Annotated in this window: 17 protein-coding genes and 5 pseudogenes; 5 read left to right on the top strand and 17 right to left on the bottom strand. The window is 31.2% G+C overall.

Annotated features, from left to right (window positions below; translation table 11 throughout):
• Positions 1–783: IS30 family transposase (locus JV528_RS12605; protein WP_204254839.1), on the bottom strand; the 783-nt coding region annotated here is incomplete at its 3' end.
• Positions 784–1,111: 328 nt separating this feature from the next.
• Positions 1,112–2,272: an aminotransferase class I/II-fold pyridoxal phosphate-dependent enzyme gene (locus JV528_RS12600; protein ID WP_015379485.1), complete on the bottom strand. Its 1,161-nt coding sequence runs from the start codon at positions 2,270–2,272 to the stop codon at positions 1,112–1,114.
• 279 nt (positions 2,273–2,551) lie between these two features.
• On the opposite strand from JV528_RS12600, the pseudogene JV528_RS12595 reads away from it, so the two are divergent.
• A pseudogene (locus JV528_RS12595) lies at positions 2,552–2,835 on the top strand (protein rep); the annotation flags it as partial.
• Between the two features lie 515 nt (positions 2,836–3,350).
• Here JV528_RS12595 and JV528_RS12590 read toward each other — a convergent pair.
• From JV528_RS12590 to JV528_RS14820, 7 genes and pseudogenes are all read right to left on the bottom strand, one after another.
• The gene (locus JV528_RS12590) at positions 3,351–3,827 is read right to left on the bottom strand and encodes a mobilization protein (protein WP_172693200.1); all 477 of its coding nucleotides are present in this window, start codon (positions 3,825–3,827) and stop codon (positions 3,351–3,353) included.
• Positions 3,828–3,867: 40 nt separating this feature from the next.
• Positions 3,868–4,875 (bottom strand): annotated as a pseudogene (locus JV528_RS12585) (relaxase/mobilization nuclease domain-containing protein).
• Positions 4,876–5,046: 171 nt separating this feature from the next.
• Positions 5,047–5,430: pseudogene (locus JV528_RS12580) on the bottom strand (plasmid mobilization protein).
• 238 nt (positions 5,431–5,668) lie between these two features.
• Positions 5,669–6,877 carry an MFS transporter gene (locus JV528_RS12575; protein WP_172693201.1) on the bottom strand — a complete coding sequence of 403 codons (1,209 nt, stop codon included), beginning with the start codon at positions 6,875–6,877 and terminating at the stop codon, positions 5,669–5,671.
• A 109-nt stretch (positions 6,878–6,986) separates the two neighbouring features.
• Positions 6,987–7,892 (bottom strand): aKG-HExxH-type peptide beta-hydroxylase, encoded by a 906-nt coding sequence (locus JV528_RS14745; RefSeq protein WP_234720395.1) that lies wholly within the window; start codon positions 7,890–7,892, stop codon positions 6,987–6,989.
• A 46-nt stretch (positions 7,893–7,938) separates the two neighbouring features.
• Positions 7,939–8,832: an aKG-HExxH-type peptide beta-hydroxylase gene (locus tag JV528_RS14740; RefSeq protein ID WP_239469961.1), complete on the bottom strand. Its 894-nt coding sequence runs from the start codon at positions 8,830–8,832 to the stop codon at positions 7,939–7,941.
• Positions 8,833–8,908: 76 nt separating this feature from the next.
• Entirely contained in the window at positions 8,909–9,037 is a 129-nt protein-coding gene (locus JV528_RS14820) for a hypothetical protein (protein WP_259381074.1), read from the bottom strand.
• A gap of 474 nt (positions 9,038–9,511) precedes the next feature.
• On the opposite strand from JV528_RS14820, the gene JV528_RS12560 reads away from it, so the two are divergent.
• Positions 9,512–9,607 carry a type I toxin-antitoxin system Fst family toxin gene (locus JV528_RS12560; RefSeq protein ID WP_001002795.1) on the top strand — a complete coding sequence of 32 codons (96 nt, stop codon included), beginning with the start codon at positions 9,512–9,514 and terminating at the stop codon, positions 9,605–9,607.
• A gap of 148 nt (positions 9,608–9,755) precedes the next feature.
• Here JV528_RS12560 and JV528_RS12555 read toward each other — a convergent pair.
• The 3 genes and pseudogenes from JV528_RS12555 to JV528_RS14815 all read right to left on the bottom strand — a co-directional run.
• A pseudogene (locus tag JV528_RS12555) lies at positions 9,756–9,833 on the bottom strand (replication initiation protein); the annotation flags it as partial.
• A 60-nt stretch (positions 9,834–9,893) separates the two neighbouring features.
• Positions 9,894–10,567 (bottom strand): IS6 family transposase gene (locus JV528_RS12550; RefSeq protein ID WP_234741237.1). Its coding sequence is split into 2 segments (ribosomal slippage): positions 9,894–9,967 and positions 9,967–10,567, totalling 675 coding nucleotides; the frame shifts between segments, so codons are not numbered across the junction.
• A gap of 29 nt (positions 10,568–10,596) precedes the next feature.
• Complete coding sequence (locus JV528_RS14815) at positions 10,597–10,719, bottom strand: hypothetical protein (protein ID WP_259381073.1); 123 nt, start codon at positions 10,717–10,719, stop codon at positions 10,597–10,599.
• A 150-nt stretch (positions 10,720–10,869) separates the two neighbouring features.
• Between JV528_RS14815 and JV528_RS14735 the strand changes: the two are divergent.
• Positions 10,870–10,938, top strand: a pseudogene (locus JV528_RS14735) (hypothetical protein); the annotation flags it as partial.
• Positions 10,939–10,961: 23 nt separating this feature from the next.
• Here the strand turns inward: JV528_RS14735 and JV528_RS14730 are convergent.
• The 4 genes from JV528_RS14730 to JV528_RS12535 form a co-directional block, all read right to left on the bottom strand.
• Positions 10,962–11,090: a hypothetical protein gene (locus tag JV528_RS14730; protein ID WP_226046893.1), complete on the bottom strand. Its 129-nt coding sequence runs from the start codon at positions 11,088–11,090 to the stop codon at positions 10,962–10,964.
• Positions 11,091–11,190: 100 nt separating this feature from the next.
• Entirely contained in the window at positions 11,191–11,754 is a 564-nt protein-coding gene (locus JV528_RS12545; protein WP_204177645.1) for a recombinase family protein, read from the bottom strand.
• Positions 11,755–12,083: 329 nt separating this feature from the next.
• Entirely contained in the window at positions 12,084–12,350 is a 267-nt protein-coding gene (locus JV528_RS12540) for a Txe/YoeB family addiction module toxin (protein WP_031838146.1), read from the bottom strand.
• Positions 12,350–12,607: a type II toxin-antitoxin system Phd/YefM family antitoxin gene (locus tag JV528_RS12535; RefSeq protein ID WP_031838145.1), complete on the bottom strand. Its 258-nt coding sequence runs from the start codon at positions 12,605–12,607 to the stop codon at positions 12,350–12,352. The genes JV528_RS12540 and JV528_RS12535 overlap by 1 nt, the downstream gene beginning before the upstream one ends.
• Positions 12,608–12,754: 147 nt before the next feature.
• Here JV528_RS12535 and JV528_RS12530 point away from each other — a divergent pair, with 147 nt between their 5' ends.
• Positions 12,755–13,474 carry a hypothetical protein gene (locus JV528_RS12530; RefSeq protein WP_031838144.1) on the top strand — a complete coding sequence of 240 codons (720 nt, stop codon included), beginning with the start codon at positions 12,755–12,757 and terminating at the stop codon, positions 13,472–13,474.
• Entirely contained in the window at positions 13,467–14,435 is a 969-nt protein-coding gene (locus JV528_RS12525) for a hypothetical protein (RefSeq protein WP_204177646.1), read from the top strand. The genes JV528_RS12530 and JV528_RS12525 overlap by 8 nt, the downstream gene beginning before the upstream one ends.
• Before the next feature lie 311 nt (positions 14,436–14,746).
• Here JV528_RS12525 and JV528_RS14725 read toward each other — a convergent pair.
• Positions 14,747–15,047: DDE-type integrase/transposase/recombinase (locus JV528_RS14725; RefSeq protein WP_239469963.1), on the bottom strand; the 301-nt coding region annotated here is incomplete at its 5' end.

Here is a 15,047-nt window from a genome sequence, read left to right as displayed (position 1 = left end):
TCCGTTAGAATGTTCATTTAAACCTCTCTGTGATGGCGTGCCTGGATCAGCAAAAAATATAGATATATCATGACAGTTGCATATTGTTTTCCAGTTTGAAAACTCCTTACCACAATCAAAAGTAATTGATTTAAATATATGAGAAGGTAAAGCTGAAAACATTGAGTGCAGAGCATTTTCTATATCGGTTGCCTTACGACCTAAGGGTCGCAAGGTGATAATCATCTTGGAGACTCTTTCTACCAAAGTAATGATTGCACTACCATGACGACGACCAACAATAGTATCTCTTTCAAGATGCCCAAACTCCTTATTGAATAAAGGAAATTCTTCTATTCTTTCAGAAATATGTCTTTTAAAAGTCTGTCTGCCTCTTTTTTCAGAATGACCATTTGGCTTTCTTTTACCTTTCATAGGTAAATCATGTACAGCAAAAATGTTCTCTTTAAACATTCTGTAAAGTGTTTTAACAGAACAATTGATCGTGCGTTCACCTCTGCCAATAATAGTATCAGGTGTCCATCCATCAGCTACTTTCTCTTGGATATAATCTGACTGTTCTTTCGGAAGTACTATTCTATGTCGCCCACAATTAGACTTTCTTTGTTTGTATTCTTGATAATATTCAAGGGCAGACATACCTGACTTAAATGCATTGATTACGTTATAAATTGTCTGTCTAGAACGTTTCAATCTACTCGAAATCTCTTTAACTGAAAGATTCTGGTAATAATATGATTCTATGAACGTAAGTTCATCCGTGTTAAGATGTGTATAGGCTATTCTGTACTAACTCCTTATGTTTTCTTTGGTAGGAAATACATATTGAGTTTAGCACAAAAGGCTTATTTATTTGTCTAGCTTAATTTTACAATTGGCGATCTAAAATAGTTCATACGAAATGCTCCTTTTTGTTAAAATTATACTATCAATTCAACTTTGCAACAGAACCTTTATGTTTATGGATACAATGTATATTTTTTAGCTAGAAAAATATATTTGAAATTTTTCAGTAGTCCGAGAAATCATTATTTTATTATTTACGTTATTATAATAGTTTCAGAACTTTTATTAAGTACAGTATTTAAATATTTATTGTTGTAGTATTACCTCATTTGTTGCCATAGTTTTCTAAGAAGCGCTCTAATCTATCACATGCATTCTCTATCTCTTCCATTGTACAAGCAAAAGACATCCTAATATGACCTTCACCAAATTCTGAAAAAGATTTTCCAGGAACTACAGCTAATTGCTCTGACTCTAGCAATTGTGTACAAAATTTAAAAGAATCTTTATTATATTGACTGATATTAGGGAAAATATAAAAAGTACCTTCAGGTTTTGTCACGGAGAGATTCATCTTTTTAATTCGATCATATATATAATCACGTCTTTTTAAATAAGATTGATTCATCTTTTTGATATCTTCATCCCCATTTTTCAATGCACTGATTGCACCGTATTGACTTGGAGTAGCAACACATATAGAGTTGTATAAGTGCACCGTTGTTACTTCCTCAATCAAATGAGAAGTGGATAATATATAGCCTACCCTTGCCCCTGTTATCGCATGAGATTTAGACAAACCATTTATTACAAATAGCTGACTTCGAATTGATTGGAATTCCATAAATGATCGGTGCTTATGTTCATAAACATTTTCACTATATATTTCATCAGAAATAATATATATACCCGTGTCTTTTAGTACATCGACAATGGATGCCATATCCTCATATTTTAATGTTACTCCAGTGGGATTTGATGGATAATTAAATATAATCGCTTTTGTACGTTCTGTAATAGCTTGTCTAATTTTTTTTTCTGTCACTTTAAAATTTGTATCTGTAGTATCTATGAGCTTAACATGACAACCTAATAATTTTATAATAGGTTCATAGCCCAAATAAGTAGGTGAAGGCAAGATTACTTCATCCCCTGCATTTAATATTGTTCTCAACACACTGTCGATACCTTCAGATCCACCATTTGTTACCAAAATTTCTCTTTCGGGATTATAGAGTGTTTGATACCTATTAAATATATACTCTGATATTGCTTTTCTTAACTCAAGTAAGCCTTTGTTATGTGTGTAACGTAATTTGTTTTCTTGTATTGCTTTTATCATTGCGTCTTTAATATATTCAGCAGGTTCAAAACCCGACTGTCCTAAAGTTAAATCAATGCTATTATTATATTTATTAACTTTATTTGCAAACTGACGAGTGCCGGGAACTTCAACATCATGAATATATTGGTTTAATGGTTTCACTTATAAAACTCCTTTACTGAATTAATTTACTTTTAAATTAACCACGTTATATATTACAATTGTAATTTATAAATATTATTGTAAAAAATACCATATTTCATTTTATTATTTAAATAATACTCTTGTTTTCTGGAAATTTTGTTCTGTAATTGTAGATCTTTTTATACTAACTTTAGATGAGTCATAGTGAATCGTCGGTTCTGTTGCAAAGTTGAATTGATAGTATAATTTTAACAAAAAGGAGTTTTCTGTATGAACTATTTCAGATATAAACAATTCGATAAAGATGTTGAATCGGCAATCAAAGAGACCTCTAAATATTCAGTTAAATCATCTGACTTTTTAACTGATAACGATAAAAAAATCAAGAAATTATCAGTGATTTAGAAAAGGGTTTGTATCGAAAACGTATGTTAAGTTATGGTGGATTATTCAAACAAAAACATAAAATTTTAAATTTAGACGATGCCGAAGATGGCAATTTGATTAACACAAGTGACGAAGATAAAACGACAGTTGAAGAAGAAAAAGCACATTCGATTATAGCGATTTATTCACAGTAAAACACTTTATTAGCAATGTCAAACAATAAAAGGAGTACACATTTAAAAACCACTCCTTTAACATCTCGAGAACCCTCTAAAAAGGGTTTTAAAAAGATTTATAAAAAGATATTAAAAAGTTCGGGGCATTTTCCCCCTCACAAATTTAAAAGACAAAAAGGAAAGCAACCACTTTTGTGGTTGCTTTTTTATTTATAAAACCAAGTAAGTCATAACTCATTCATGCATTATTCCAATTGCTTTATTAACATTGAGCCTCTGTCCCCCTTAACAAACCCAAAAACTGTTGACTCGTCGGGTTAATAGCTCACGATATCCCCGACATTCGTTGAAACAGTTTAGTTAAGGGGACTTCTCAACGATCAATAAATTTTCTCGGCATAATAGCGATATCTAATCTTTAATACGCTTCTCATAAAGATGTATTTAAATAGTTATTTTTATTTAAATGCTTTTAAAATCCATTTTCAGCTTCATGTAGGGTTTCTATACGTTAATATGACAATTTTTACTATTCAAAATGAACTAACGCGCTTATATGCCCTTAAAATGCCACGTATAAGCAACCATAATAAGATATAAGGGATTAAGTAAAGGATAACGATAAAATAACGCCATACTGAATGACTTGTTTTGAGTACATGATTAATCCATTCATAAAAATAATGAATACCTAATAAGTCACCTAACGGACTCAACACTAAAAACGCGACCATAACTAAAGCAACGATGAAAAACATAGAAGTTAATCCTTTCGTTAACTTATTCACTGCTTGATCATACTGCTTTATTGCGTTTTCATTTTTGTTTAAGCGTGCTTCAATGGTTTTCGCGAATTCATTATTGGATGTTTGTAATTCTACCTGACTCACTTGAAGTTGTTTAACCATATTTTCTGTTTCTGATTTAATATCCTTTAATTCTTCTTGCATGGCTGTTTTGAAATCTTGTTTTAAATTATCACTATCAATGCGTTGAATATAGTGTTTCATTGCACTGACAAACCGTTTTTCATTGGTTTTTGTTGCTTGATCAAAGTTCGTAGTCGTGGCCTCTATCGTTGTTAATAATTGTTCGTGTCGCTCGTTCCGCTTGAATTCTCGCTTCTCTATCTCTTTGAGCCTTTTTATGAGCAAGTCTTGCTGATTCTGCAGCTTTTCGGCTACGCTCCAATTCATTTGTATCCTTGGCGAATCGATCCCAATCTGATTGAGTGATGCCTGTATCTCTTTCAGTTGATTCATCACGATTCGAAGTTCGTCGTTTCGGTTGCTCGTCGTGTTCTGAGTCTCGTTCTTGTTGTCGTCGTTGTATTTGTCTTTCAAAGCAATCTTCTATGCCCCCTTTATTGTAATCTTCGCCTAATCGACGCCCACGTACTTTTTTATCTTCAGCTAGGTGTCGATACGTAATGCTTTTTGGTGTGACACGTTCAATTTCAATGCCATATTGACTTAAATGCGTTTTTAATTCGTTCATATTCGTTGCTTGTAATTGGTCGATGGCTTCTCGAATTTCATCTTTCCATGAATACTGTGCTGTTGATTTGATGTTTGGATCCGCAATGGCTTTTTCAGTTTGGGTATAACGTAAGCGTGCTGTATCTTTCTCTGGTACGCTTAAACCATGATTGCGACAAACTTAGTCATTGAAATTTCTTAAGTCACGTAATGCTTGTTTATTGTTGTTGAATTTTTTACCTGTTTCAAGATTAATACTATTAATCACAATATGATTATGCACATGATCCGTATCATTGTGTGTGTAGACAGCGACTTGATGATATGGTGCGAATTTTTCAGCGAGTACTAAACCTAACTGATTACATTGTTCGGGTGTAACTTCATCTGATTTAAAGGCTTGTATAATGACATGACCTTGGTTGCCATCTGTTTTACCGTAAAGCTCACGAGACGCTTTGAAACTTGATTTAGCATAATCTACATCACAGTTTAATCCACTTTTCTCAACTTCGCGTTTTTCAGCGTAATTAATGGCACGAGAGGTTGATTTGGTTGCGCTTAGTTTAGTTGTTGCCATGATTATTATCATCTCGTTTATTAGGCTTAGTTAAAACATCAGTTAAAAGCCCCCATAATGCGAAAACTAATACAAATAAAAGAGCATATTTATCATTAATATAATCCGTTGTTAGAAAGAGAATGCCATAAATAATTACAAATAGAGTTAAAAGTAAAAAAGATATTGTTCTCATTTTAACCTTTGCCATATATCATCCAACCGTTCACGTAATTCATTAATATTATGTTCTAATGCCTCATAATTCGGTGCGTCATATTGATGTTGGTTACAATATTTCGCAATCTGATTGGCATTTGAACCTAATTTCTCCAAATCTTTCGCTACTGATTGTCGCGTTGCTTTATCTAATTTAGGTACAACTAATCGAGTACCTTGTGCCTTTTTCTTAACGAAAGCAGGCACACTCATATTTAAAGTTTCAGCCGATTATTTCAACTTTAAATATTCGGCTTCGCTCACACGAAAACTGATTTGTTTCGGCGCTTTACGGTTGGGTTTATGGTTTTGCCCATTAACCGTATCGCTAGCCACAAATGTGTTTTGTTTGCTCATACATCCCACCACGCTTTCTTCGAAAGATAACTCCTTAATATAAATTTGCTTTATAGGATAAAACAAATTTAATCAAGTCATTATAGTGGTTTGGCAAGCATTGGCTTTGCTAGCCACTAACGTGGTAGTATCGCCTGCTTGTTGGGATTATATCCCAAGCCCTTTATGTTTTTTGCTTACGCAAAAAAGAGTGGCTAAATGCTAGCCACTAAAAAATTATCATGAAATTGTATTAATATTATAAAATTAATTTTTTTCTACTGAAATAAACATATAGTGCCATAATAAACAATATTGATGCAGACAACAAGAAGACAAATCTTACTCCTACTAAGTCTGTTAAACTACCTAAAATTAGTGAAGATATTCCAAAAGTAGCCGTTATGATAGTATCTTTTGCTGAATACACTTTAGGTAAGAAGTTCTGATTTACACTCTTTTGCACAGATGTTTGTTGAGCAACATCTTTTACTTGGTTTAACATACCAAAAAGGAAAGCTATTATTAGAGAAATCCATGGTGTTGATATTAAACTAAACATAAATGTGGTTATACTAGCCCCAAAAGCACCTACAACAATAACTACACTTGCGAAATTATTTATTAAATGTGACCATTTTAAACTGATTGAACCACCTATCATTAAACCGACGAAGAAACTAGCATTTATGTATCCCCACCATTGCTCGTTTGTTTGGAGGATTTCACTAACATAAACATACATAATTGCGGCTACCCATACAACGTTCGCGATGGACTCTAAAAATTCAACAATGCTTATTGTACGTAAACTGGGGGTATGCCAGATAGTAAGCCACCCTTCTTTCAATTTATCTCCCATTGATGTACGATTTTGTATTTTATCATTTACAGGTTTGTTATCTACATTTTTGATTGAGAACATCATAATAGAAGAAATTGTGTATAAGATAAGTGTGAGCCAGATAATATTTTTACTTCCAATAAATGCAACTAAAATACCACCAGCAACCCACCCTCCTAATCGAATAGTTTGGTCAATAATGGCTAAAAAACTATTTGCTTTTACGAGTAAATCTTTTTCTATAAATAATGGTATTAATGAGTTTCGTGCTGGATTCGCCCATCCATCTAAGAAAGAAATAATAGTAACGAACAAAAAGATTAAAAAAACAGTACTAGAAGAAGGGGTGAATTCTATGTAGCAACCAAGTAACAAAATAACTAACGTTTTTCCTAATTGAGAATAAGATAATAATTGTTTTAATGGAATACGTTCAATAACTAAAGGAGCCAACACACCACTAAAAAAACGTGATGTTGTAATAAAAAAAGGTACTAAAGCCATATAAGTTACAGAACCAGTGAGCGTATATATAATGGCTATTAAGCCGACCATATAAAAAACATCACCACTATTTGCAAATGATTGCCCAATCCATAGAAAACGAAAAGATGTTTTATACATAAATATTACTCCCTTTTAGATGTATTAAATTATAGTATTGATCCTGCGAAATTGTAATATTACATCTATTTGACTCCCCTTCTTTTATTTCGTTAGAAATCTTAAATTTTTAATTGTTAAGCTTTAAAGACAAATGAATATTTTCATAATCTAGATTATTTATAAAATCTGACATTCCATTTAAAGTATCGATGCCTCTTTCACCTAAATATTCCTTTTTGCCCATTAATTCGTTGATTGTAATTTTAAGTGGATCAAGAAAAGAAAGTGCTTTTTGCTTATTACTAAGCATATGATAAAAGTGCATTAAAGCCACAGCTACTCCAGCAGCATGATATGCACTATCTAATGGTCTTTTAAATTTTAATATAGCGGATGTAACATACGCTTTAGGGTCCTTACATGCTTTGGCATCCAAAAACATACGATTAACCATATCGTCAATGAAAATACTTGTATGAGTAAATTCATGATACAAAGCATCTGCATAGTCTATAATTGTCCAATCTTTATGTGGATTAAGCCAGATTAATCCAAGAGCGCAAGAAGTGGTTCCCCCACCAGTACTACTTTTTTTAAAAAATATTATTGTTCCTGTTAATTGTTTGATTAAATACGTAAGATCAGGGTGTAAAACATTTAATAATTGTAAAGCTTTATTAATGTTATCCCTAATATTTTTTTGTTCCTCATCCTTAAACAGATGTTTGTTATCTTTTAAATCTCCTCTTTCAATGACTTTTTTATTAACTAAGTGGTTGATGATATCGTCATCATTAAATTTTATAATAATTTCGTCTTCCTTATAAGGAATGTTAAAACCTTGTAATCGATTTAGAGTATCAAAAAAAGAAGCTTTTGAACTTTGAGTAGTAGATACATTTTCTTTGTTATAAAGATTACATATGTTTTTTATATTTGAAAGTATACTTTCACTGTTTAAAAAGTATATATTGCTTTTTTCGAGTGTATTAATATTGTCCATATATATTTCCTCCATACTATTAGGTATCATAAAAATGCCTCCTATAAGATATGTAAGGAAGCATTTTGAAAGTATTTTACATTTTAGCTGTGTTCAATGCTTTTGAAATACTATTGTAATCGAGAACTTCCACAAAATTTAGCATACCATCTAAATTTTGGACACCTCTATTTCTCAAAAGATACTTTTTAGTTTCTAATTCAGATAAAGTGACTTTAAGTGAGTCTAAAAAAGAATCTGCCTTTTTATTGTCATTCATCATATGATAAAAGTGTATTAGACCTATTGATACTCCGGCAGAATGATATGCTCTATCTAATGGACGTTTTCTTTTTAAAATAGCAGACGTAGTCAAAGCTTCTTCTGTTTCACACACTTCTTGTTTTGGTAATACACCATTAATCATATCTTCTAAAAAGATACTGTTATGAATGAATTCGTGATATAAAGCTTCTGCATAATCAACAATAGACCAATTAGAAGGGGGACTGAACCAAATCAGACCTATAACGCCTGATGCAGAACCTCCTCCAAAACCTCCTCCAAAACCCTTTACATCAAAACATAGTATAGTACCTATTAATTCTTTTATAAGACGGTTTAACTCAGGGTGTAAAATGCGTAATAATTCTAAGGCTTTATTGATATTATCAGTTATTTCCTCTTGTTTTGTTTGTGTGTAAATATGATTATTCTCTTTTGTTGCTTCTTCTGGTATTGCACCCATTTGAATTAACCTGTTACATAACTCTTCATTTTGGAATTGAATCTTGATTTTTCCTTTTTCGTTCGGAATTTGAGCATATTGCAAGCTATTGAGAGCAACAAAAAAATCTTCTTTAAGATCTCCAGTTAACTTTGGATTTTGAGTTTTGTTTTTATAAAAAGTAATCAAACTTTCCATATTTGAAATAATATTAGTAGCATTTAAGTATTGTAAATTACTCACATTAGAACTAGCAACTTGCATTAGTAGTCCTCCCCCTTTGTTATTAATTAAGGGGAAATCATAAAATATGCAATTTCCCCCCACATAAAAATAATTATTACTCTTCGTCATGAATTTGCATGTTTTGTACTACAACTTTCATGGCTTCATCTGGATTGAAATGAGATTCAGCAAAACTATTGATGTTGTCTTCAATACTATTTGTTCCATTAGTGAAATTTTCCATAAATACCCCTCCTTTATAAAATATAAAAAACCATATCACAATCAGAATATTTTTACAATAAAAAATATTCTGATAATTATACTATATACAGTTTTACTACCCATAATTCAACATTATGTCAACTTAAATAAACGCCCGAAACACTGTNNACAGTGTTTCGGGCGTTTATTCAATCTTATCGGGTATGCATCTTTTATACATTACCCTAAATGACGCGTTTTCATTCATTTTCATTTCGTGAAATTTTGTATTTTTATTCACTTACGATTTCTTTTCTCCAACCTAAAATGCCATGTTTAACTTTGATAATATGCTTGCCACGCAGAAAGTTTCTTACTTCGAATAGTTATTTGTCTTTAGTATATAAAAATACTTTCTGACTTTCATGTTATTTCATGGAAGGAGAGATTTGTTATAATGTGAAAGTGGTCTATCTCTCAGACGTCAATTTGACGTAGAGAGGAGGTGCGATTTATGAATGAAATTCTTGTTCACATCATGACAACGGCAATCAGTGGTTGTCTTGTCACGTTATTTGGTTATTGGCTCCATAAACGTGATAAAAAATAATATAGACGATTAAAGCCAATTCACCAAAAAACCCCGAACTACGGCGAATAGTTCGGGGTTTGGTGCGTTTATAAACAAAATTCTTGTTACCTAAATAGTATCATTTTATTAAACGTTCTTCAATTATTCTTTATCGTTTAATACATTTTTATTCTTCCCAATTCATTTCAAGTTGTTTTAAAAAAGCTTCTCTTTCTTTTTCTAGTTGTGGATCATATTCTTTTTGGGGTTCTGTTGCAAAGTTGGAAAAACATCTAATTTCCTTTTTTATCATTTCAGTGTTCGTTTAACTAGCTAACATATGACTGATTTCATGGCATGGCGAAAATCCATAGATCTGAAGAGACCTACGGTTTTTTTATATAATCCGTAAATACATTCAATGCCTTTGAGTGTATTTTTTGCCGTATTGAGACTTTGATACCTTGTCTTTCGTACCTTAATATGGCGATGATCTTGTTCGATGAGATTATTAAGGTATTTAGATGTACAATGACAGTCAGGGTTAAGTTTAAAATCTTTCATCAACTTAAACATTGCCACCTTCGTTGAAGGTGCCTGATCTGTAATAATTGTTTGAGGTTTACCAAACTGTTTAACAAGTCTTTTAATAAATGCATATGCTGATTGATGATCTCGTTTTTTGTGCAACCAAATATCTAATGTATGACCATCTGCATCAATGGCACGATACAAATAACACCATCTTCCTTTGATTTTGATATATGTCTCATCAATATGCCACTTATAATACGCTTTGTTATTCTTTTTCTTCCAAATTTGATACAAAATAGGCGCATATTCTTGAACCCATCGATAAATGGTTGAATGATGAACATCAACACCACGTTCCCTTAATATTTCAGATATATCACGATAACTTAATGTGTATCTTAAGTGGTAGCCAACGGCTACAGTTATGACATCTTTATCGAATTGCTTATATCTGAAATAGTTCATACAGAAGACTCCTTTTTGTTAAAATTAAACTATAAATTTAACTTTGCAACAGAACCAACATCTGTAATGCCTAATTCAAAACTTATTATCGCCTTTACTACCTCATAAGTATCATTACTAGTTAAAACTGTTCTGATTTCTTCATAATTCACTTTAACCACTCCTCAAAATAAATTCTAAAGAATTGAGTTAAAGTTTTTTGTTATTTCTGCGTACATTTAAAGCTGTAATATATAAGAAAAACATGTTAAAATATATCTGTAGTAAGTAGTAACAAGAAGTGCAAATCCTTAACTCTTGTAACACAAAAAGGGCAACATGCGGATACATGTTACCCTAGTGAGCCCGTTAAAAAGACGGTAGCATTTTGATAAAGTTTTTAAAACCATTCTCTCTACTCTGCTAAAAGTTGGGAATGGTTATTTTTTTGATTATTATTACTGATTAGTACTAAACCGATGATTGTTAATACAACCATCAGCATTTCAAAATCAGACATGCTAGTCCTTTCTAGGAGTAACAACTATAACCATAGGCATCACCCCTTTATTAAGAGATTAGCCACCATCTATCCAGCTTGCTCAATCAATATTATAACACGAGCTTGTTTAAACGATAATTCATCATTCAAGTTTTTTCATTTCATTAACAACACGATAAACGGTTGCGCGACTTACTCCCGTCTTATCTGCTATTTCTTCTCCTGTTAGTTTTTGTTCATCATATAAAAATTTAATTTCTCTCTTTTTATGATCTGGTAGAGAAGGGCGCCCGCCTTTTCGCCCTCTTGCTCTTGCTGCTGCTAAGCCTTTTTTTGTACGCTCACTCAACAAATTAGCTTCAAGCTCTGCAAAGGCGCTCATCATGGTAAAGAACATCTTACCCATAGCATCTTTTGTAGAAATATTCATATCTATAATTTGTAGATCAATACCATTATCATCAAACCATTGCGATAGCTCTATAAGTTGTTTGGTAGTTCTACCTAATCTATCAAGTTTATAGATAATTAGTGTGTCCCCATCCCTTAAATAATCTAAACACTTATCAAGTTCTGTACGTTTAACTTTCCGACCACTTATTTTTTCACTAAAGATACGTTCGCATCCATATTCTTTAAGTGCGTCAATTTGGCCATCAAGACTTTGATCTTTCGTTGATACACGTGCGTAACCAATTTTAGCCATTCTAATATAACCTCATTTCATCATTTTATAGGTGCTTATTTACTAGACTGCGTTCTCGATGCAAATAAGAGTCCTAAATTCTGTCTCAATATCTATAATATTTGATAAATAGCACACATTGATTATAACACAAGTTTATATACTTATGCACGAAAGGAAGACCCTCGAAAATTCAAGGATCCATTTTTTAATATATCAATTCAGCGCTTGTCTCAATAACATTCGTTTTTTAGACAGTCAAAAGATATTTTTTGTTAACATACTTTTTATAAAAAGGTATATCAATACCCTTATTAAACTATTGGCTTATCTACTACTCGACTTGTAAGTTATTCAGAGTGTGACCATGCAGCTAATATTAAAACTTCTTTATTCTGATCATCTACAGTATAAACAACTCTATGTTGATGATTAATTCTTCTTGAATATCTCTTTAAATTTTTAGGTTCTAGCTTCTCAAATGATTGTGAAGCTTCATACGGATTACTTTTTAATGTTTCCATAATTTCAATAAACTGTTCTTTTAAGTGAGAGCGTTTTAATTTTTTTAAATCAGATTTTGCTGAATTCTTTATTTTTACAGTATATTGATTCATTAAAGGCTATCCCAATCAATGTCTTCTATATTCGTTTTTCCGCTAGTATCTCGCTCTCGTTCTCTCACTTTATCCATTGTTCCTGTTGATTCTAAGTACATAGTTTCTTGAATACTCTTCCAATCTTTTAAGCCAATAATAACAGCATTATTTTCAGTATTTTTACCACTAATATAAATTGGTTCATGATTGCTGTTTACGTTTTTTAACAATTGGTAAAAGTCTTTTCTAGCATCTGTTGGGTTTGTGATATTCATATATATCCTCTCCTTTTCAAATTATAATTCTAGATTAACGTACTTTTTAACGTACGTCAAATTTCTTTAGAGAAACATAAATATAATATTATCGTTTCCTTAGAGAATTAATTGTGATATAATTCAAAATAAATGGAGGTGCTTTAAATGAATAATGATGAAATGTTAAAAAAAGTAATTTTACTATTACAAAGCGATATTGAATCACACAAAATATCTAACGGAACAGGAATAAGCAGTGCCACCATATCGAAGCTACGAAATGGCAATAAAAACATTTCTAAATCTTCGTATGAAACTGTTAGCAAGTTATATAAATACTACTTAGACAAAGAAAGTTATTTAGAGCAGGCTAAAAATTTAAAAGAGGATATTTTAAATATCAAACTTCCTAAAGATATCCAGATCTTTATTTCAAGCTTGAAGAACATAATAGATAGACTTAATGACAATTCATCAGAATTGAGTATTAAGGAAATATTATTCGAGAAAAAGTTTACAATGACAAAAGATAAAAAAAGCTCGGAATTAATATCCACTATCAAAATTGATGAACTTGTACCCATACAAATTAAACGCAACACATTTGCGTATAATTTAAAAATCATTAAAGACTATATAGATGAGCACTCACCTATTAAAAGCATAAACAACTATCACATAGATTTTGCATATAACGATTTAGAAATTGATTTAAAACATCTTATTTATAAAGGGGATAGAGTAACGTTAATTAAATCTAACCTTGATGAATTAGGAGAAACTCAAACTGGATTATATGTTAGTAGTGCTGGTCATAACTACGAATACAACTTTATAAAGTTATATGTCTTTGAAGACTATAGAAAGGAGGAAGAACATGAATAATATTGCTATTTTCAACCAAATATTTTTATCAATTTCGCTATTTTACTTAATATTTTTATTTTTACGCTATTTCAATAAAGCATATTTTATGTTCTCTAATCTAAAATACACAACTATAAAAGATGTGGTTACTCAAGCAGCGTTAACCCTCACAATAATATTAATCACTTCATGGCTTTTTAAAGAAGGATATCATATTTTAGGGACTTCTGAGCTTCAACTTAAAGATTATAAAGATGATCCTTTAATAGCCATTTTCGTTATAGTAACTGCAAATGTAGCGACTATTATGGTTTTAGGTTCACTCAAAACAGCAATTGATTTTCTCCGAAAACTTAGATACTATCTCGTTTTAAAGAAAGACAATATACCAAATAGATTACGACATGCTTTATACAAAAAAGACTATAATGAAATCATCACTTATTACAAACTGTATATAAAAAGCAATGAAAGTATATCTTTATCTAAAGAAGAAACTTTGACTTTATCAGCCTGTTTATCAAAGGCTGGATTAAATAACGGTTTAGATAAATTATTAGAACAACAATTATATAAACCTGTATCGTTACTAAATACAATCTTTTCTTCTTCAATAAGTTCAACATTCTACAACCTACAGTTAAACAATAGCAATTTTATATATACAGAAAATTTGAAACGTGAATTAATTAAACGTAATAAATTCTTTAAAACCATCTACACTTTCATTATTTTAATTGCGTCAATACAGTTTTGTATCGTTATATCTCAACTTTTTATCCCTACTACTACAGTTTCAAGAATAACAATCATCCTAATAGGTATTTTTATAGTCGGTATTACCTTATTTAAATATATGGATTTGAAAAGAATATATAACTCACACGCTAAGAATACTATGATAGAATTTCCAAATAAAGATAAAGTAATCATAAAGAAAAGTATTACTTTCAGCCCAAGCTATAATGATAATTACTAGTGTTATTGGTTTGTTAATGGTTTAACCTGTATTGTAATATAAAATACAAGAAGGCGAGGAGTTTCTCAACTTCTTGCATTCACAATTTTTTTTATTTATAATCTATTTGCCCTTATTAAAGAATTATAAGTTGCAATTAGAAAAGGCTATGTATACGTGGGTATACATAGCCTTATTTTAATACATACTCTTACCTATCGTATTCGGGATATCTATATCTTTAGGTGTCGTTCAATATTGAAACCATAATAGGTTCTGTTGCAAAGTTAAAAAATAAACCTCTAGACTCATGTTTAAAATAATACTTCGTATTAACTTGCTAGCATGATGCTAATTTCACGGCATGGCGAAAACCCGTAAATCTGAAGAGATCTGCGGTTCTTTTTATATAGTCCATAAATACATTCAATGCCTTTGATCGTATTCTTTGCCGTATTGATACTTTGATAACTTATTTTCCTTACTTTGATATGACGATGATCTTGTTCAATGAGATTATTTAAATATTTAGAAGTACAATGACAGTTCGGGTTAAGTTTAAAATCTTTGATTAGTTTAGACATTGCGGCCTTCGTTGACGGTGCTTGCTCTGTAATTATCATTTTTGGTTTG

The sequence above is a fragment of the Staphylococcus sp. GDB20D11A genome (assembly GCF_016893255.1).
GTDB lineage: Bacteria > Bacillota > Bacilli > Staphylococcales > Staphylococcaceae > Staphylococcus > Staphylococcus aureus.
Note: the sequence above shows the minus strand (reverse complement) of the source record. Positions and strands in the feature narration are given on the sequence as shown.